This is a genomic window from Mycoplasmopsis adleri, assembly GCF_045276205.1.
Taxonomy (GTDB): domain Bacteria; phylum Bacillota_I; class Bacilli_A; order Mycoplasmatales; family Metamycoplasmataceae; genus Mycoplasmopsis; species Mycoplasmopsis adleri.
Genome location: NZ_CP174162.1, coordinates 136,894 through 158,401, shown reverse-complemented (window position 1 = coordinate 158,401; position 21,508 = coordinate 136,894). Strand labels below are relative to the sequence as shown.

At 23.9% G+C, this 21,508-nt stretch carries 19 protein-coding genes and 1 tRNA gene; all 20 read left to right on the top strand.

Going from position 1 to position 21,508, the window contains the following annotated elements; translation table 4 throughout:
* Positions 1-33 precede the first annotated feature (33 nt).
* Positions 34-1,290 (top strand): hypothetical protein, encoded by a 1,257-nt coding sequence (locus tag ACJA22_RS00695; RefSeq protein WP_406617216.1) that lies wholly within the window; start codon positions 34-36, stop codon positions 1,288-1,290.
* Between the two features lie 8 nt (positions 1,291-1,298).
* Complete coding sequence (locus ACJA22_RS00690; protein WP_406617215.1) at positions 1,299-3,581, top strand: type IV secretory system conjugative DNA transfer family protein; 2,283 nt, start codon at positions 1,299-1,301, stop codon at positions 3,579-3,581.
* 21 nt (positions 3,582-3,602) lie between these two features.
* Positions 3,603-3,821, top strand: a complete 219-nt coding sequence (locus ACJA22_RS00685) for a nuclease PIN (RefSeq protein WP_406617025.1) — start codon at positions 3,603-3,605, stop codon at positions 3,819-3,821.
* Positions 3,821-4,519, top strand: coding sequence for an Mbov_0392 family ICE element protein (locus tag ACJA22_RS00680; protein ID WP_406617026.1), 699 nt, complete (start codon positions 3,821-3,823; stop codon positions 4,517-4,519). Before ACJA22_RS00685 ends, ACJA22_RS00680 begins: the two co-directional genes overlap by 1 nt.
* A 9-nt stretch (positions 4,520-4,528) precedes the next feature.
* Entirely contained in the window at positions 4,529-4,744 is a 216-nt protein-coding gene (locus ACJA22_RS00675) for a hypothetical protein (RefSeq protein ID WP_254735168.1), read from the top strand.
* 295 nt (positions 4,745-5,039) lie between these two features.
* Positions 5,040-6,677: a CDS14 family ICE transfer lipoprotein gene (locus ACJA22_RS00670; protein ID WP_406617214.1), complete on the top strand. Its 1,638-nt coding sequence runs from the start codon at positions 5,040-5,042 to the stop codon at positions 6,675-6,677.
* Positions 6,678-6,879: 202 nt separating this feature from the next.
* A complete protein-coding gene (locus ACJA22_RS00665; RefSeq protein WP_406617213.1) occupies positions 6,880-7,236 on the top strand; it encodes an Mbov_0395 family pilin-like conjugal transfer protein in 357 nt (118 codons plus the stop codon).
* A 1-nt stretch (position 7,237) separates the two neighbouring features.
* Positions 7,238-8,404: an Mbov_0396 family ICE element transmembrane protein gene (locus ACJA22_RS00660; protein ID WP_406617029.1), complete on the top strand. Its 1,167-nt coding sequence runs from the start codon at positions 7,238-7,240 to the stop codon at positions 8,402-8,404.
* A 13-nt stretch (positions 8,405-8,417) separates the two neighbouring features.
* Positions 8,418-11,129, top strand: a complete 2,712-nt coding sequence (locus tag ACJA22_RS00655) for an Mbov_0397 family ICE element conjugal transfer ATPase (RefSeq protein ID WP_406617212.1) — start codon at positions 8,418-8,420, stop codon at positions 11,127-11,129.
* A 120-nt stretch (positions 11,130-11,249) separates the two neighbouring features.
* The gene (locus ACJA22_RS00650; RefSeq protein WP_406617211.1) at positions 11,250-12,587 is read left to right on the top strand and encodes a DNA adenine methylase; all 1,338 of its coding nucleotides are present in this window, start codon (positions 11,250-11,252) and stop codon (positions 12,585-12,587) included.
* A 180-nt stretch (positions 12,588-12,767) separates the two neighbouring features.
* On the top strand, positions 12,768-13,634 hold the full coding sequence (locus ACJA22_RS00645) for an Mbov_0398 family ICE element protein (RefSeq protein WP_406617209.1): 867 nt from the start codon (positions 12,768-12,770) through the stop codon (positions 13,632-13,634).
* Positions 13,635-13,711: 77 nt separating this feature from the next.
* The gene (locus ACJA22_RS00640) at positions 13,712-13,900 is read left to right on the top strand and encodes a hypothetical protein (protein WP_406617208.1); all 189 of its coding nucleotides are present in this window, start codon (positions 13,712-13,714) and stop codon (positions 13,898-13,900) included.
* Positions 13,901-14,029: 129 nt separating this feature from the next.
* Complete coding sequence (locus ACJA22_RS00635; protein WP_406617035.1) at positions 14,030-14,419, top strand: single-stranded DNA-binding protein; 390 nt, start codon at positions 14,030-14,032, stop codon at positions 14,417-14,419.
* Positions 14,420-14,584: 165 nt separating this feature from the next.
* Complete coding sequence (locus tag ACJA22_RS00630; RefSeq protein WP_406617207.1) at positions 14,585-15,055, top strand: hypothetical protein; 471 nt, start codon at positions 14,585-14,587, stop codon at positions 15,053-15,055.
* A complete protein-coding gene (locus ACJA22_RS00625) occupies positions 15,037-15,633 on the top strand; it encodes a hypothetical protein (RefSeq protein ID WP_406617052.1) in 597 nt (198 codons plus the stop codon). Before ACJA22_RS00630 ends, ACJA22_RS00625 begins: the two co-directional genes overlap by 19 nt.
* Positions 15,634-15,715: 82 nt before the next feature.
* Positions 15,716-15,973, top strand: a complete 258-nt coding sequence (locus tag ACJA22_RS00620) for a hypothetical protein (RefSeq protein WP_406617051.1) — start codon at positions 15,716-15,718, stop codon at positions 15,971-15,973.
* Complete coding sequence (locus ACJA22_RS00615) at positions 15,907-18,693, top strand: Mbov_0399 family ICE element protein (RefSeq protein ID WP_406617584.1); 2,787 nt, start codon at positions 15,907-15,909, stop codon at positions 18,691-18,693. The genes ACJA22_RS00620 and ACJA22_RS00615 overlap by 67 nt, the downstream gene beginning before the upstream one ends.
* Positions 18,694-18,870: 177 nt before the next feature.
* Positions 18,871-19,665 carry an Mbov_0400 family ICE element protein gene (locus tag ACJA22_RS00610; RefSeq protein WP_406617205.1) on the top strand — a complete coding sequence of 265 codons (795 nt, stop codon included), beginning with the start codon at positions 18,871-18,873 and terminating at the stop codon, positions 19,663-19,665.
* Between the two features lie 48 nt (positions 19,666-19,713).
* Entirely contained in the window at positions 19,714-20,904 is a 1,191-nt protein-coding gene (locus ACJA22_RS00605; RefSeq protein WP_406617204.1) for an Mbov_0401 family ICE element transposase-like protein, read from the top strand.
* A gap of 500 nt (positions 20,905-21,404) precedes the next feature.
* Positions 21,405-21,481: transfer RNA gene (locus ACJA22_RS00600), tRNA-His, on the top strand.
* Positions 21,482-21,508 lie beyond the last annotated feature (27 nt).

Here is a 21,508-nt window from a genome sequence, read left to right as displayed (position 1 = left end):
GTAATAAATATTTATTACCGTGAATCATTGCATATGATGGGGAAAGTAGTGTTTAAAGTAGAAACAAAGTTTAATTTCATAACTCCTAATACTTCATACAAAACAGGATTAGGAAACGAACATAATTTTAAAAACTGAGTTAACTCTGGAATGGTAGTTGAATATATTACTAGAAAAGATAAATGCGTTGTTTTTAATAATGATGAAAATAACTATGATGCTATGAATTTAATGATGAACAAAGAAGAAAAAATTGCTTGATATCGTTCACATTTAAAAATTAATCAAAATAGCGAACAATCTGGTCTTTATAACTTATTAGACACTGAACCCAATGATGTAGAACTTGGAAAAGTTAAAAATGATTTAAAAAATTTGAAAGGTAATTTTTGAGAATTAATTGTTAATCCTGGTGATTTGGGACTTGATAATAATATTTTATGTAAAGATAAATGACATGAAGTATTACAAGAAAACTTTAAGCGATTTTTAAAAGCTAATAACTTTGATATAGATAATGTTAATGTTTATTATTCAATACATGGAAATACTAATTATCCTCATGTACATATGTTTTGATATGAAAAAGAACCTAAGCATAAAAGAGCAAAATTAGACTTAAATTCTATAAATGTATTTGGATATAAAGTTGGTTTGTCAATTAAATATGATGAAGATTATCAAAAGATAAATGAACTTACTAAAGAAATTTGAGATACTAGAAAACAAATTACAGAAATTATAAGTAAACATTTTCAAAATAATATTAAAACTGATAATAACAAAAATTTATATGGCGAATTTATTAAAGCATCTAAAAATATTCTTGATGAAATAAATAATAAAAAGAATATTTCATATATGCGTTTATCTGATGAAAACAAAGAAAACATTGAAATTATTAAGAAATTTTTACTAAATTCTGATAATGATTACTCTAAGCTGTTTAATTCATATCAAAAGCAAATTGAAAATTTAAACAAATTGGATATAGAAGATAAATTTCTTAAAGAACGAATTAATAAAATTATTGAAAAAGAAATGGACGATTTTCAAAAACAAGTTGGAAACAAAATTATTAAATCATTATTAAAAGCTTACGAAGAAACTAATAAAAAAGCCTTTAGCAATATTAAAGGTTTTGGAAATTTTTTTAGATTGTTTATGAATATATTTGGTTTAAACCGTTCTGAACTTGCATTAAGAAATTTAGCAGAAAGAGAATTCTTAGCTAAAGATATGAAAGAACTAGAAATGATAGAAGATGTATATCGTAGTAGATTACATTAGAGGTAATTATGGATGATGAAAGAATTTCAAAAGGTAAAATAGTTGGAAAAACATTGCTTTCTATTATAGCTAGTGTATTTTTGTTCTTTGTTTTTGCTTTTATTATTAATATTTTGATAGGCAAAAACAAAAGTCCAACAAATTATCAATTGTTTTGAAAATCTACAGTTAATGTAATGAAAACAAAAACTAATATTTTTATTTACACTGGTATAGGAATTGTGATTTTTACTTTTGGTTTTATTTTTTGGCCTCAAATTAAATCATTAGGTAAAAAAATATCAAACTATTTATTGGGTGCCAAAGCTAGCCAAAATTGACTATGAAATTATCGATTAAATGAAGGTTCTAAAAGTAAATACAATAAATTATTTAGAAAAATGATTACTAATAAAACTGAAGCTAATTGATTATTTACTTTTAGTAAAAGTCAAAAATATTGATATATAAATGATAAAGATGATAATGCAATAGTTAATGGTCCGCCTGGCTCTGGTAAAACACATAGAGTAATTTTGCCTAATATAGAATTTATGGCTCAGCTTGATTATTATAAAAAACCTCATTTGATTATTAGTGATCCTAAAAAAGAAATTATTAAGTTTACAGGTAAACTTTTAGAAGAAAATAATTACAAAATTTATACAATTGATTTTAGTGAACCAAAATTATCTTTAAAGTGAAATCCATTATCTTATGCCTGAGATTTAGTTAAAAATGATAATAAATTTAAAGATTTAACTATGGAAGATAGAATCAATAAAGCTTTAGAAGTAATTAATAATGTTATTGAAAGTCTTAATTGAGGTAAGGCTACGAATGGTAATATGTGAATTAGCCAAGGCAAAAAATCTTTAATTGTTATCGCTAACTTTCTTTTATTTTTAGCACTTGATGATAAAAATTTAATTCATAAGGATAACTTTAATTTTGAAACTATTGCTTCTTTATTAAATACTTCTCATTGAGAAAATGATAAGAAAATTTCTAGTTGAATTCTTTATGCTAAAAAACGTGCTCTTGTTGATAATGATTATTATTGAAAGAAAATTTATAACAATATTGAAGATTTATCTAAAACTCCTAAAGAAACTTTTGGTGGCATATTAGCCGAAGCACAAAGTGTTTTAAACGTTTTTAATAATGATGAAAATTTAAAAATGATTTTAAGAGATACTGATAGTTTTGATTTAGTCAATATTGCTTCTGATACGAAACCTTTTGCTATATTTATACATTATCCAAATCATAAACCTACTTCTCATTTTTTAGTCAGCATGTTAGTAGAACAAATTTATCAAGCTTTGATTGAAACTGCTAATAAAACGGATACACTCAAATTAGATAGAAAAGCATTCTTTTTACTTGATGAATTTGGAAATTTACCAGTAGTTGTAAATTTTGATAATAAATTAACTATTTGTCGTTCTAGAAATATATTTTTTATGTTAGTTGTTCAAGATTACAATCAAATTAAAAAATATAACATTTATGGAGAGGGAACAGCACAAGTTATTAAAAATAGTTGTCAAGTAGTATATTTTTTAGCTTCTAATGATGAACAAACACTTAATGATATTTCAAAAGCTTTAGGAACTAAAGAAGTTGTTGCTAAAAGTTATACTTCTTCAAATACAAATAATAATTCTAGTTCTACTGAGAGTGAAAAATCTAAACCTGTAATGGAAGTAGCAGAATTAAAATCTAAAAAACCAGATGATTTAATAATTATTAAAAATGGATATAAGCCAATTTTAATTAAAACTTTATTAGCTTATAAATATTTTTCTAATGATAACTATGTATATACAAAAAATGAAAGTAAATTAATTAGAAATGCAGATTTTGAATTATTTGATATTCGTAGCTTAGAAAAAATAATTCGAATTAATGCAGCTGAAGAAAAACAAAATAATCAAAATAAACAAATTGATACCAATAATAATGAAAATAATGGTTTAACTGAAGCACAAAAAATTAAACGTATGAAAATAGTTTTTGGTAAGTTAAAACTTTGATATGAATATCAGAATACTAAAAATGATCATATGCGAACCTTAATTCCTCATAAGAAAAATATACTTAAAGGTAAATTAGATCGAATATTTTCTGAAATGTGAGATCAATATGTTAATGATGATTTAGAAAATGATTTGATTAATATTCTTTGAGCTGAAGCTAAAGAAAAACAAATTCCTAATTATCATGACTTAGATGCAGATACTTTAATTGATTTATTACATCCAGATCAAAAATTACAAATTAATAAAAATGATAAGACTAAGACATAGTTTTATCAGAAAGGAAAAATTATGCAAGAAATTAAAAACAATAAATTTGATGAAACTTTATTAAGTGAAGAATCAAAACAAAAATTAGATCAAGATTTAAAACAAAATGGGATTAAAAGCATTTATTTAAAACCTTATTTAGACACTTTAAAAAAACTTGATCCTATTAAATTTGAAGATAATCAAAAAATAAGTATTCAAGAATTAAAAGATGCTTTAAGAAATAAAGGAGATAAATAATGATTAATTTTAAATATGATGATATTTCTTATTTAACTCAATATGCCGATTTATTAGAAAATGACCAAGATGTTTTAAATCAATTTAATTACTGATTAAAGGTAATTAATGATAATGAATTACAAAATCATTATAAAAATGAAGTTATTAAGATTAATAACAATATGCCAAATGTGCATGATGATATAAATCAAAAAATATGTTGAAATTTACTTGGCGGTGATACTAATATTGAAAATTTAAAACAATATAACGTATTGTTAAAAACACTTGGAAATGAAGATGTATGAAATCAAAGTGATCAAAACTTAAAATATGGTATGAGTGATTTTATGTCAGAAAATAATTACGCTTTAAAAGAAGATATGCTAGAAATCATTGATCAAGATTTTAAAGAAAATGGAATAAATAGCCAATATATTTATTCATTTAATTCATCTAGTGCCTTAAATAATGAATATGGAGATTATGTATATATTGATCCATATTTACATATGCATAATAAAGATATTAAGGATATTGAAGAAGAATACATTGAAAATTTAGCTTCTTTAAAATTAGATGAAATCATTGATTTAAATAATAAAGAAAGTATTGATGCAAATAATAATGAATATCAAATAACTTTTTTTGGTTTTTTCAATAGTGATAATGAAGAATCAAAAGAAGAAACCAATGCTAATTCATTAAAAAGATAAGAGGTATTTATGGCTAAATGATTTTATCGTTTGAGAGGAAGTAATACTACTGGTAAGAATGCAAAAAGTTTCCCTTGTGGTTCAGCTTATCAATATGATAAAGCTATGGAAATAGCAAAAGAAGTCATTGATAAGAAACAATATAAAGAAGTTCAAATTGAACGTATTCAAATTATCAAAATTGTTAGAAACGAAGGTGATAAAGGAGGTGATAAGAATTACTAAGCAAATCAAAATGCTTTTACCTTTTTGATTAACTTGGAAAAGTTTTATCTGATATTTTATTTTCTTAATTATTATTTGATTATTTTGCGGAATGTATGTTTTTGGAGCAAAAATATCAGTAGAAAAAAAGATATGAAGCATTAAACAATTTAATATTGCTTTATATATTATATGTGCAATATTACTAAGTAGCCTTATTTATCCTTATATTTGAGTTAGAAAAAGGCGAAAATTCATTAAATCTATTAGTTAGTATTATAATTTTAGTGTATTAAATTTTAAATAAGGAAAAAATATGAAAAAAAATAAAATTTGATTAGGTTTTGGTTCTGCTTTAACTATTTCGATTTTACCATTAACTACTATGAGTTGTGATTGGTGAAATAAGACTTTTAACCCAAATAATAAAGTAGAAAATCCTAAATTTCCTAATCCTAATAAACCTAATGGAAATAATCCTGATGAAGATAATAAACCTCTTAAAAAAGATGGCTATGTCTTATATAAATCTACTAATGAAAATTATTTAAAGAAAAATAATAATTATTATTTTAAAGAATTAACTTATAAACCTGTTAAATTAACTAATGAAGTTTATAACAATCAGGGATGAAAAAATTATCGTCCTAGAATGTGAATGGCATTAAAAGAAGCGGATAATTTACTTGCTAAATTTCAGGCTTTAGGAGTTTATTTAACTGATAAAGAATATACTAATGATTTTGAAAGCTCCGTAGGCATTTGAAATATTATTAGAACTTTTGCTAATAGTGATGCTACAAAGCACGGAATTAGTGAAGGCGGGCATTTTGAAGCTAGAGATGATGAGACAAAATATGAAGCATTAATGCGGTTTTTAAATGAAATGGATGATTATTTAGATCCATCTATGGCATTTAATAGCCTTTATCGTAGTGAAGATTATTTTAATTACAAAGTAATTCCAGAAATTCAAAATGATAAGAACTGATTAAAAACTAAGCTTATTTATTCTGCTTCTACTGAAATGCCTTCTTCTTATATTAGAAATAATTATTTAAATTCTTTATTAGAAAAAATTAAAAAAGATGGTAAAGATCCTTTTGTTTTTAATTTATTAAAGCAATATACTTACGCTATGGAAAATGGGTGAAATGAAGCAAATGATGCTAGAAATTGATTTATAGCTCCTTATTCTTTTGGTTCTAATGATTTTATAAATAATAAATTTCCTAATAAACAATTTAATATGTATACCCATAAAAAAGGATTAGATGAAACTGATAATAATCATTCATATAATAACTATAATCCTGTGGCCTTTTCTTTTCATCAAATGAGTAGATTTTATTTATCAGAAAGATTAAATTTTGAAGTTTATAAAAATTTAATTAAATGATTTAAGGCTTTTAATAGATTAAATCCAGAAAATAAAAATAAATGAAGTGAAATCGAAGATAAATCTAAATTAGAAAATGCTTCAATTAATTTAGTAAAAACATTAATCAAATATTTAGATTGACATCATTTATTGCTTGGCGAATTTGAAGATCCTAGTGATAAAAAAAATACCTTAGCTGATTTATTTGCTATGAAAGCATTTGATGATAATAAAATTGATTTTGAATATACTTATAGATTTGCTTATGAATTTTTATATGAAAAATTAGTTCCTACGATGATTGCTAATGATTGAGTGATGCCTGATGAATTTGACAATTTTGAAAAGAATTTAATTGATACTAACCGTAAAGATTCTTATATTTATGATTACATCTTTAAATATTTAAATGTTATTTTTAAAGATAAATTTCCTGATATAAACTTATTAGAAAAACGTAAAACTTATTTAAACATTACAAATAAAGATTTTTGAAAACAAAAATTTTTAGATAATGTTTTAAAACACTGAAATTATCAATTTAAAATAAATGTTAAAACCAATGAATTTTAACATAGTGCACGTGTGCGTATATTAATATCACGCGTGCAAACAAAAACAAAACTAACTAACTAATAGAAAAAACTAACAATTTTAACGAATTGTTTATTTCTATTAGTTTTTTATTACTTTAAAACTTTATTGTGTTAGCACGCGTAAGCACGTGTGCATATATTAATAGGCACATGCTCGAACGTGCGCATGAAAGGAAAATATGAAAATCAATGATAAAAGTTTTAGTTTTTTAGGAGATTTTAGCGAAACAGTAATGAGAGGTATTTTTATTGCCTTAATTCCTGTAGCTATTATCGTTTTAATTGGGATGATACTTTGAGCCAGAAGCCAAAATGCCGCTACAAAGAATCCTAATGAAAGAAAACAAAATAATTTAAAGGTATGAGGTGCTTTATCTGCACTTATTATCATTATTGTTATGTGACCATTAATTGAACTTATTAAATCTAATGTTAAAAAACCTAGTGGTTCTGGAGCAGCACAAAGTTCTTTAATCAATCAAGTAATGCAAAATGCTTTAATGCTTAAATTACCTAAACTAAATTTAATGGTATAAGATGAAATTAATACAAGCAATAATAAATCCAATTATTAATGCTGTTTCTGCTCCAATTAGATTAGCAATATTTGCACCATTAGCAACAATTGGATTGATTGGTTTTACTTTATTTAGTTTAATATTCATTTTATTTAAATTGTTTAGTTTAAATCTTAATAATTACTTAATGTTTAATTTAGTTCCAGGCCAAAGCTATAGTCAATTTGCTACAGCTAGACCTTGATATCAATTTTTAATTATTAGTTTTATTCTTTGACTTATTAATTTTTTCTTTTTCATTTTTAGATATGCTAAAGAAACAAATGGAGCCAAAGCTAAAGAAATATATGTTAGTGCTTTAAAGGCTACGGTAGGAGGCATTTTAACACTTATATTATTTCAAGTGATTATTTTATTTATTAATATTTTATTCATTGAAATAACTAAAGCTATTTTTAATGGAGCTACTAATTCTTCTTTAGGTTTTGATAATATAGCAAATAATATTATTAGAAATATGATTCCATCAAAAGGATTTAATCCTAAACATTATACAGATCCTTTTATTGGTGGGATATTCCCTAATCTTTATTGGGTGTATACATTTCCTCTTTGATGAGATATACACGCTAATATTGTGGGGTATGCTTTTTCTACTGGTATTTCTATTGCTCTTGTAGGAATATTAATTTCTATACCTTTAATTTTTGTTATGTTTGATATTGTTTCAAGAGTTTTTATTAACTGATTATTATTTATTTCTTTTCCATTTATTCCGGCTTTTGGAATTAATGATGGTGGAAAGAAAATGAGAATATGAAAAGAAAAATATTTTGGTAATTTATTAGCTTGTTCAGTTTATGGATTGGGGCTTATGATGTTAGGTGCTTTTATTGGTTTATCTAACACGTTTATAAATTCACAAATAAATAATATTTTAGGTTCATTTTCTATTGTTGCTAGTGGTTATCAAGCTATATTTACTTTAATTTCTATAGTTATTTTAGTATTAGGTTCTTGTTTTGCATTCAAAAAATTATCAGAAATAGCAATTGCATTTATAGGTAGCGAAGTAAGTGGTGGTCAAAGCGCTAAGGCTGGTATGAATATAGCTAAAATGGGAGCTAAGGCAGCAAAAGCTAAGGCTACTGGTGGAGCAAGTTTAATTACTTCCGCCCTTAAATAAATAAGGAGATAATATGACACAATTACAGCCGAGTAGAATAAAAAATCGAAGTAGTAAAGTTTGAAAGAAATTTAAAACTAGAGATGTTATTGAATTTACCGTTATTCTTATATCTTCGTTTTTTATTAGTTTTGGTTTAAGTAAATTAGTAAATGTTAGATTAATCTTTTTTGCCTTTTGAGTTCCTACTTTTATTTTAGGTTTAATACTTATTTTGCCTAATCGTAAAAATAACTGTAAAGTTTATATTCTCATATGAAGAATGTTTGTATTTTGAACGACACCAAAACATTATTCTAAAAATAAGGATAAAAATATGCGTGAAAGCATTGATTTAAATCCTTATTCTTGTTTAGTTAATGAATATACTATTAAAAATAAAAACGCTAAAATTAGTTTTTATAATCCTAAAAATGATAGAGAAAATTATTTATCTGTTTTTAAACTTAATGGAATTAATATTTGAAACGAAGATGAATTTACTCGTGATTCTTTCATTGATGCTTTTGCTAAAAGTTTAAATAATGTTCCTTATAAAATTTCGTTTGTTAAGCTTGAAGAAAAAGTTAATTATGATGAAAATATAAAATATATTCAAACAAAAGAAAATAAATTACATAATGATTCATTTTGGAATGACTATTACAAATTAAACAAAAATGATTTTTCTAAATTAAACACAGAAGCTTTACAAAATAATTACTATTTAATTGTTAATGGTGATTCTTTATCTGGATTAAGTGAAGCATTAGAAATTATTATTGATAAATTTAATGATAATGGGATTGGTTTGGAAAGATTAGAAAAAGTTAAATTACTAAACTTTTTATCTAAACTAAATATGTTTAATATTGATAATTTACAAATTGAAAGTTATTGTAATGAATTAGAAGCTAAATATAATAATGAAAATTCTTTGGATGAATTATTTATTTATGATAAAGTCATTATTAAAAATGATCATTTAATGATAAATAATGAACTAGTAAAAGTTAGCTGTTTAAATACTTTACCATTTGAATTAAATGATAAATGAATAAAAATATTGTTTTCTATTCAAGGAACTTGTGTATGAAATAATTTCCCTCTATCTGATGATTTTGCTAATAAAAAATTAGATAAATCAATTCTCGCTTCTATTGACACTACTAATGCAGTAGGAAGTCCTGTTTCTAATATGGTCGGGTCTATTGACGAACAAGCTACAACTGAAATGGCTTTGCAAGTAAATAGAGACGATTACAAACTTTTTGATAGTAATTTCTTTTTTGTGATTAAAGATCAAGATATAGCCAATTTAAATAATAAATATCGAATTGCTAAAAATATAGCAAGCAAAAAGAATATTACACTTAATGATCTGAGATATCGTCAATTATTAGCTTGATCTGAAGTATGTAATTATCCATTTGAAAGATTAGACCAAGAATATTATCAAATTACTTCGATTAACTTAGCTTTAGGTTGACCTTTTGAAAGTGAAACCCATAATGATAACAATAATTTATTATTAGGTTTTACAGAGAACACTAGAACACCTATTAGTTTTAGATTATTTGATATGTATCATTCAAATCGAACTAATTTTAATATGTTTGTTAACGGAACTAGTGGTATGGGCAAAACTACTTTTACTAAAAAATTATTAACTTCTATTTTAGCTGCTAATAATAAAGTTGTAGTTATTGACCCACAAGGTGAATATACTGATATAGCTACAAAATTAAATGGACAAATTATCGATTTAGGAGCAGGTAAAAATACTATTATTAATCCTTTACAAGTTAGAAATACTTTAAAAGATTCAATTAAAAATGATGTAGTTTCTTTAATTAATAATCATTTATCTTGATTAGAAAGTTTTTTTAAAACACTTTTAAATTTAGAATCTCATCGTTGAATTTTGCTTCAAAATGTAATTAAAGATTTCTATAAAGAAAATAAAATATATGAACTTAATGATATTGAGCATTTAAAGGCTTCTAAATGGCCTACAATGAGTGAGTTGATAAAATATATGTCTAAATACAAAACTAATCATTTAAATAACCCTATGGCTAAAAAGGCTATTTTAGATGAATTAGTAGAGAACTTAACTTTTTCATTTGAAAATGATGGAAGATATCAAGATTTATTTAATGGACATTCTAATATTAAGCTTGATAATGATTTTGTAGTGTTTAATACACAAAATCTTATTAATGGTGCTGATAATACAGGTGCAAAATTAGGAACAATGTGTTTATTAAATTTTGTTAGCGAAATTGTTTTTAATAATTGAATGAATAATGAAATATTAAAACGAGAATATATTGCTAAAAATAATATTCACTTAATGAATGCTAAACAAATTGAAGATACTATTAAATTTTGTGCTGTTATAGTAGATGAAGCACATTTATACGTTGATCCTGATAATCCTTCGATTTTAAAATATATGGTTCAAATGACTAAAACAGTTCGGAAATTTAATGCAGGTATGATTTTTACTACTCAAAATCCAGGTGATTTTACCATTACTAGTTCTACAGTCGAAGATGCTTCTAGAATTATTCAAAACTCTCAATATTCAGTATTTTTTGGGCTTAAAGATACTGATATAGAAAAAGTTCAAACTTTATTTAAAAATTCTAATCAATTATTAAATAGTGAAATTAGATATTTGACTAATCATAAAAAGGAAGATGTTTGTTTAATATTAGTTCAAATAAACGTATTAGAGTAAATATTTATTATAACCAAATTGAACAAGAGATGTTTTTTACTTATGCATCAGACTAGCACGCGTAGGCACGTGTGCATATATTAATAGGCACACGTTCGAACATGCGCATGAAAGGAAATTATGAAAAAGAAAAATAAAATTAGTGATAAAACTATCGAAACATTATTACCATCAAAAGAAAGATTGCAAGAACTCGAAAAAGAAAAGGAAGTTAATGATTTCATTGATGGTATTAATTTAAGTGGAGATAACCAAATAGATAATATTATGAATTCTTTAAACACAGAAGAAGCTAAAGAAAAAGAAATGACTAAAAAAGAAAAATTGAGAGATAAAACACAAAGTGCTTATGATGCTCAATTTTCCGGTCGTTTTACTGAAGCTGAAGATGTAGGAATGTTTTACCGCTGAAAAAAAGAAATTGAAAAGAATGGCAAAACAGTTTATAAAGAAATAAATAATATTATTCGGAGCTATTTATTAGCAAATGAGAAAAAAGAAATAATGCGTGAATGGAAACATGATTTATTTCAAGCTTTAAGAAAAGTAAGTTGGTCAGCTTTAAGTCCATATCAATTACAAATAAATCGAAGATTTAGAAGTATGGATATTGAAAGAAAATATATTATTCATCCTTTTTTAAAATGAGCAGGTGGTAAAAGTCAAATTATTAATAAATTAAAACACTATCTGCCTAATCCTACAACTATTAAAGAATATTATGAACCTTTTTTCGGTGGCGGAGCTCTATTATTTAATTGAACACCTAAAAAAGCTCATATCAATGATATTAATGAAGAATTAATTATAACTTTGAATTGTTTTCAAAATGATAAAAGTTTTACAAAATTAATTGAATTATTACAAACACATGAATTAAATCACTCCAAAAAATATTATTATGAAATAAGAAACATGGATAGAGATCCTAACTATAATAAATTACCTGATTATGTAAGAGCAGCAAGAATGATTTATTTAAATAAAACTTGTTTTAATGGTTTATATCGTGTTAATAGTCAAGGATATTTTAATGTTCCTTTAGGCAAAAAACAAAAAATTAAGATATTTGATACAACGAATTTGTGTAATATACAAAATTATTTTGCAAATAATAAAGTCAAAATTACAATGATGGATTTTGAAAAAGCTACAAAAGGTGCTAAAAAAGATGACTTCATTTACTTCGATCCTCCTTACGATGTTCTTCCTGATAAAAAAGGATTTGTTGATTATTCAAAAGACGGTTTCGGAAAAGAGGAACAAATAAGATTAGCTGAAGTATTTAAAAAACTAGACAAAAAAGGTGTAAAACTAATGCTATCTAATCTCAATACTCCATTTATAAATGAGCTTTATAAAGATTTCAATATTCATGTAATTGAAGTAAGAAGACTCATCAGTTCAAAAGGTGATGGAAGAGGATGCGTAGAAGAAGTTATTATTACTAATTATTAAGACATTTTCGAAAAGGAAGATGTTTATTTAATATTAGTTCAAATAAACGTATTAGAGTAAATATTCATTATAACCAAATTGAACAAGAGATGTTTTTTACTTATGCATCAGACTAGCACGCGTAGGCACGTGTGCATATATTAATAGGCGCACGTTCGAACGTGCGCATGAAAGGAAATTATGAAAAAGAAAAATAAAATTAGTGATAAAACTATCGAAACATTATTACCATCAAAAGAAAGATTGCAAGAACTCGAAAAAGAAAAGGAAGTTAATGATTTCATTGATGGTATTAATTTAAGTGGAGATAACCAAATAGATAATATTATGAATTCTTTAAACACAGAAGAAGCTAAAGAAAAAGAAATGACTAAAAAAGAAAAATTGAGAGATAAAACACAAAGTGCTTATGATGCTCAATTTTCCGGTCGTTTTACTGAAGCTGAAGATGTAGGAATGTTTTACCGCTGAAAAAAAGAAATTGAAAAGAATGGCAAAACAGTTTATAAAGAAATAAATAATATTATTCGGAGCTATTTATTAGCAAATGAGAAAAAAGAAATAATGCGTGAATGGAAACATGATTTATTTCAAGCTTTAAGAAAAGTAAGTTGGTCAGCTTTAAGTCCATATCAATTACAAATAAATCGAAGATTTAGAAGTATGGATATTGGGTCAGCTTTAAGTCCATATCAATTACAAATAAATCGAAGATTTAGAAGTATGGATATTGAATTGTCGATTATTAACTTAAAGCTTAATATGATTATTAACGCTTTATTTAAGAGCAATGATGAATTAGAAAAAGAAATAGATAATCCTAGTTCTGAAATACTTACTGAATCTAAATTCTTTGAAAAAACAATTAGAGGTGCGGTAAATAAACTATCTCAAGATTGAACTAAAAAAATAGCTAAGAAAATTCAAAATGGCGAACGTGCTTGAAATGATTTTTTAGCTAGTTTAAGTGAAAATGAATTTGATGATATTTTGGAAGAAATAGGAGCTACTAATTCTACTGCTCAAGAACAAATTGAAGAAAAATAAGTTTAGCACGCGTAGACACGTGTGCATATATTAATAGGCACACGCTCGAGCGTGTGCAAGACAAAAAAGGATTTATTATGACTTATGATTTTGAATATTCTTTATTTTGTGATTATTGTGGTGAAGAAGAATGCAAAACTAAAATAACTTGTTATTATAAAAATAAGGAGGATCAATTTTTTTATGTAAGAAATTGTGATCCTATTTCATTTAGAAATAAAAAAATACCATTAAAAATTAGAAAGGTTTTAAACAATGATATATAAATGTTGCTTTTGCAAAAAACAAATTAATAATGAGCAATATTTTTTAGATACAAAAGAAGGTATTTTAAAATTTTGCTCTGCTGAATGTGAAACACATTATATAAAACTAAATTACTAAGGAAAAAAACTATGAATAAAGTTATATTAAGTGGTCGAGTAGTTAATGACGATTTTAAATTATTTGAATCAGAAAAAGGAGCGTCTTTAACTTTTAAAGTTGCTTTAATTGAAAAAAGTAAAAATACTAATTTCGTTGAAATTGTATGTTTTAACAAAATAGCTATGAATATTTCTAAGTATATTAAAAAAGGAGATTTATTAGAAATAGAAGGTAAGTTAAATAATTCTAAATATATTGACAAAAATGATGAAACAATTTACAAAACAGAGATAGTAGCAAAAAATATTACTTTCTCTGTAAAAGCTAAAAAGAATAAAAATTTAATTAATAATGAAATAGAAAATGAAGAAAATAATGACTTTAACGAATTTGGCTTTAAAACAATTCAAGATGAATAAAAATAAAAAATTATTAATAGTTGGAAGTTTAAGTTTAGTTTCAGCTTCTTTATTTTCTATAAGTAGTAGTGTTTCATATTCAAAAGAGAAAGTACTACAAATAAAAACTTCAATAATTTAAACAATTACAAATTTTTATATAAATTTACTGAACAAAATTTAAAAATGGATTATAAAATAAGAACTTTAACAAAAACAGAAAATAAAACATTAAATTATTATGATGCAAAGATTAAAAAAAATGATTCTTGAGGCATAAATAGACATATAGCTGTTGGCAGAACAAAAGGATACTCAAATGGTTATTATACATCTAGCAATGAAATATTAAAACATCGCCCTTTTGTTGGTTTTTCAAATGCTGATAATCATTTAAATATGAATTTATCATACAAAACAGGAACATCAATGATTGATTATGAAAGTATGATAAATAAAGTTGATAAATGAGGTTGACTATATAAAAATGGTACATATTCAATTAAAGAAGACTATATGTCAGATACAAGTTTAGAAGATAATATTTTTAATTTAAATAAAAATTTATTTGATAACGGTTATTATTCCTTTTTAGAAAAAAACATAGAATCAATTTTATTAATTCTAATTTTGATTCTGTGTTTAATGAAGCTATAAAACTTGATAACGGTAAGGGTTTTGAGTTTAAATATGCATTCAAAGATGGGCATTTTAATTGATATAATTATTATGTAGCTTATATGAAAAATTTTAATATCAGTTATGAAAAAGAAGCTTATTTAAAATATATAGATAATCGTTTTTATAATACAAATATTAAAACAAACCGAATTATAGATTTATTTAAAGAATTAAAAACTTTCTGTAATGAATCAAATATTAATAATGATATTGAGAATATATGCAATGGTAAAAAATGGATTGAAATTGAAAGTGATTCAATGGGCAACATTAATACAAAAATTGATACCTTAGTTTTTAAAAATGGAATTTCTAATATTGAAAAATTGAATATTTTATTCAACAAAATATTTACAAAAAAAATAAATAATTTCAATTTTGAATATAAATATGTGCCATTAATAAAACCTGATAATAAAATTGATATTTCAATTCAATTATTAAAAGTAATTGATGTTGCAAATTCAAATATGGATATGATTATTAATTTAAAAGATTTCGATGAAGATAAAGAACATAATAACTTAAAAAGAAGTTTAAAAGAAAACTTTTAATTCTATTACAAATGATAAAGAAATTCTTTGACAACAAGCCTTTAGTTTTCTTTTTCAAATAACAAAAGAAAAACAAATAGTATTGAGAGAAAAAGAAACAGTCAAATTTGTAGAGAGTGATATATACAAAAAATATTCATCAGATTCACTGAAAGCTAAATTGCAAATTACAAAATCAAAAGTTCCAAACAACTACAAATTATCAGATTTAAATTCAAACACTAATTATTATGATGATAAGAAGGAAAGTGTTTTTTTAAGGAAGATGAACCAATTAAATTACCTGATAATGAAGATGATCCAGATAAAGATAAAGAATGATATGGCGGAAAATGATTAATTCATGGACCAATTGATATAAATTACCGGAGCTCAAAAAGTGAAAATGAGATTATAACTGTTAATGGTCAAAAAATAGATGTATTGAATTTAGAATTCAACAAAAAATTAATTGATAATAGAAAAAATATCAAAGATGATTCAAGAATAGGATTACAAGAAGGATTAGATAAAGATAAATTTAATAGTACTAATTCAGTAGCTAAAAATGAATATGTTATTGAAATTAAACAATTTGCGGTTGGAACTAACAATACAGGAGAGCCAATTAAAAGATATAAAGTTATTTATAAAATAGTTGAAAAACCAACAAATCAAATATTTAAATATTATGGATGAGATCCAGATAAAAATCCACATCAAAAAGAATTAATTACTAAATATATTTTAGATTCAAAAGGTGAAATAAAAAATGATAAAGATGGTAATCCTATAAAAAATCCTAAATATAATCCATTATTAGATCCAACAACAGGAACCAAAAAACAAATAATTTGAATTAATAATTCTTCATTATCTAAAAAAATTAAAGAAAAATTATCTTTTGTTTATCCTTGTTTGCCTAACGGAAATAAAATTTTAGATTATGGAATAATTGCAGAAGCTTCTGTTTTAGGAATGGGTGCTTTAAGAAATATATCAATTGATAAAGACATACAACAAGCTTCTGGAGCAAAATATTGAAAGTGTAAAATTGGAGATTTTAGAATTAATAATGATCAAACTAAAACTTTAGAATGAACAAAAGAAAATGATATTCAATTAACAGAAATACCCTTAACTAATGGAACTTCAGAATTTAGTTATATGTCTGAGGAGGGACTATGAATTGTATTCACTGATATCGATTCTAGTATATCTAACGTACAATTAGTTTTAATTGATAAGAATAATAAACCAGAAAACTTTTTTACAGATGAAATAAGACATGCAAAAGATAATCACGGAATAGAATTAATTAATAAATTTAATAAATTTTGAAATTCTACAAATGCAATAAGTGAAGCTTTTTACAATTATTTATATTGAGAGGATAATATATCTAAAGAAGAAGCTCAAAAATTAAGCTATGAGTCTTTACTAGAAAAATATCAAAGATTTGTTACATGAAGTCAAAGATATGATCTGCCTGATATAATTCCTGCTGAAATACAAAATATTGATTTATTTAGTGATTCATTTATGAAATGAAATAAATTAAATAATTTAAATGGAAATACAAATACAGAGCGTATAGAAAAAACAATTATTGATTATATTGAATTTAATTTAAAACAATCTGCAAAACTTAGTGAATATTTTCCATATCAAAATGAGTGATGAAAAGTTAGTTCGAATAATTGATTTATAGAAGAATGAGCTGATCAAAATTCAAAAGCTAATTGATTAAAACAAGCGGCTGAGGTTTATATTTTTAATACTAAAGAACAAAAAGAATACAAAGGAATTAATTTTACTCTTAGAGGAAATGGCAAAATAGCAAACCAAAAAAGAAACTTTAATATTAGAAATGAAGCTTGACATAAATATGATAAAGAAATTGATTTATCAAAATTAGATATAAAAGATAGCTTTGAATTTAAATTAGATAAAAAAGAATTTGAACTGCCAAATAAAACAATAGATGAAGTTGATGCTGATTATAGAAAAGCAATTGAACAAAAAATTAAAGAACTAATTATTGAAGAATTAAATAACTATTATGTTAAACACAATATTGAAATGTGATTAGATAAAGATGTTGAATTACGTAATATTGAAGGAATTGTATCACAACTCATTAGAGGCAAAGCTTTAAATAAAGCAGTTGAAGCTGAGATAAAAGGTATTAATGCAAATTTATTAAATGTTAAAAAAATAAGTTTTAAAAATTTAGGTGATGGTGGAAAGTTTAATTTAAAAAATTTAAGCCATGTGTTTCTTGAAGATAAACTAATACTTAAAGAAACACAACCCAACCAAATAATTCAAAAGGTACAAAATTTTATAGAAGAAAAAGCTAAACAGCTTAATTTAAAATATGAACAGGATTATCAAATATATTGTATTGATATTGTAGCTTATTGGTATGAACTTGTGCAAGCTTATGATGATCCTAGAATTAATAAAAACCCAGAATTTAAAAAGCAGCTTTTAAAAAGCCTAAAATTCATTAATGACTATAAAACAATAGTTATCGATAATAATATAATTAATATTGAATTTGAACCAACAGACAAAATTTTAAAAAATAAACTTATTAAGTATTATGAAAAGATTAAAAATGAAATTAAAGATGATATTTTTAATAGAAATTTAAATCTTAATTTATTTGAAAAATGAGTTGTAATAATGCCAACAAAAAACACTGAAGGATTTGCGCAGCTTAAAGTATTTAATAAAGTTGAAAAAGATTATGATCCATCTATTGATGATCCATGAGTTAAACCAATAGAAAAGAAAAACAATCCAGATGATAAACAAAATAGGTTAAAATCTATTAGCAAAAAATGATGATTTCCTTTAGTTATGGTTATTAGTATTATTGGTTTATTAATAGGAGCAATATTCTTAACTAAAACTTTATTAAGAAAATATGGATGAAGTTTTGGTAAAAGAGCTAGACATAATAAAAATAAAAAATGTGAAAAAGCTATAGTTAAACGCAAACAATTTTTAAAAAAAGAGCATAACAAAAATCAAAAAGAACTAGAAAAAAAGAAAAATATACTTAAAAATTAAGAAAAATAAAAAAATATTTTTTTCTATGGTATTATAATTTTAATTAGCTTATGATGATTTGTATAAGTAATCGAACGGTAGATATGCTTATACATTATGAGAATCTACTTATACGACTTAAGCTGTAGTTCGTCTTAAAAAGAGGTTTAATGCCTCTTTTTTTGTATAATTTTAATTATGTCTTTAGATTTATGAAAACCCCTAAAAATAAATAATCCAATATTAGAAGATATTTTTAATTTACCTATAGATGGAAAAGTATTATCTAATGGAAAAATACAAGTACATCCTTTAATTATTTTTGAAAGCAAAAAAGATAAAACTTATTATTGTATTCGTTTGCAAACTGCTACTCCTTCTACCATAAGAAATAATATTTGGGTAAATAATAAAACTTATCAAAAAGATCATTATTGAACAAACCATCAAGGAATTGCTATTACAAAAGATATTTTTATTGTTGATAAGGAATTATTGGAAAATAATATTGATGAAACTATATATCAAAATACATTATCGTTAAATAATCAAGATAAAAGTTTGATATTAAATGATTTGGAAAAACGTATTAATTCAATACCTCCTAATTTAAATATTTTAAAAATATCTAATAATTTAGAAAATAACTTAGTTTTATATACAAATAATAAACAAATAACTAATCAATTTTATTCTACTATTAGCCCTAACAATAAATTAATTGATCAAGAAGTAAAAGATTATTATTCTAAACATTTTGATAAAAATGAATTTCTTAACAATGTAAATACATCTAATATAGAACATACACAAGAAGCTTTAAAAGATATTAAATTATGTATCGATAAAGAACAAAATATAGCTAATGAATATTTCTTTCAATATGAATTAGATAAAGAATCTGGTAATTATTTTATTGTTAATCAAGAAGAGAATACTAATTCTAATGATGATATCGAAGATGAAGAAGAAACGAAAGGACGTTCACGTTAAAACTATAAAGCTAGTTTATTCTAGCTTTTTGTTTTAATTTTATTTATTATGACTACAGATTTATTTGTTAATGGTGTAAGTGAGAAAGATATTTTATCTACTGGACAAATGATAATAGAAAAATTAAATGATGAAGAAGAAATATTTCGAACCAAAACTAGATTGGAAAATGAAGAATATAAAGATTGAATTGTTTCGGATTGAAGAATTAAAACTATTATTATCGATGGCGAAATATATACTATCAATTTAACTCAATATTTAGATAAAAAAACAGGTAAAAAATTTACATATTATCATAATGAAATATTGAAATTAATGGGTAAGAAAAGATACTGATTAGGCAGTGTTTTAGTAGCTATAAAAACTCAAAATTTAAGACGTAGAAATAAGGAACAAAATGAAGCTTTAAAAAGCAAAATTCCTTATGATATTTATCACTATTATTTAAAAATAAAATACATAACTTTTATGGTTCAATACGATAAATTTTTAACTCAAAAATATCAAACAATTCAGATAGAAAATGATGATGCTTTTATACATTTAAATAATGGTAAATATCGAGTAAGAATGGTAGGAATTCATAATGGATATCAGGATAAAAATAATCATAAATTATTAAATAAAACAATTATTTTTCAGTTTGATAAGAATGCTTTAACTTATCAAAATATGGACTTTTTAACTAACAAAACTAAAGAAATAATAGATAAATTTTATACCTATAAAAATATAAATTTATCAGGTGATGGTGCTAGATGTATTACAAAATTTAGTCAAAATATTAAAGCTATTAGATACTATGATAAGTTTCATTTTCATAAAATTTTGTTCAATTGTTTTGGTTATAGTAAGAATAAAAATAGACAAAATAAAAATATTTTTGGAGGAGAATTTGGTAATCAATTTCCTTTATTTTTATGATTTTTACAAAATAAAAAATATGATGAATTTGAAAATTTATTGAGAAAAAACATTGATTTTTTAAAGAAAAATAAAATATCAAAATTAAAAATTCGAGAAATAAAAAGCTTATTAAGACTGTGAAAAAATAATAAAAACTATCTTATAAATACCTATGAAAATGCTAATTATTTTGGTGGAAATGCTGAAACTTTTATTGGACATTACTTAAAAAAATATACAAAAAATGCATTTTCAAGACAAAATATTAATCTTTTAAAACTAAAAATTCTATTAAATATTCCTAAAAATATAAACGTGATCTTCTTATAAAATCACGTTTTTTTATTGCCTTTTTATTTTGAGTTTGCACTTTTTGTAAAAAATTATATATAATTACATAGTAATTATATATAAAAGTTGTTAGTGCTAACAATTAGCAAGCACTTTTTTTAAAAAATCAAAAAGTGCAAACTGGAGCGCATGCGAAAATAATATATTATTACTTTGTAATAATATATTAAAAGGGAAAAACCGCACTACGGTAAGTAGTTTTAGTGGTTCTTCCCTTGCCCTATTCAAGGGTGCGCGCCCGCATACGCGCGTATATAGGGCCACTTTTTGTGCTTGCACTAGTGCAAACTCAAAAAACAATTTATATTATTTAATAAAAATTTTGGTAGAATTATATTGATAAGAAAAATCACTTTATGATTTTGCTAACCCTACATTTTCCTACACATCCAAAATTATATATTAATTAATTTCGCATGAATAGTATTATTTTTTATTTCAAAATCTTAACTTTTCCTTTATAATAAAAAATGCTTGTGGCGGATGTGGTGAAGCGGTCTAACACAGCGGGTTGTGGTCCCGTCATCCGAGGGTTCGAATCCCTTCATCCGCCCCATTTTTTTATTTACTTTTTTTGCTTAAG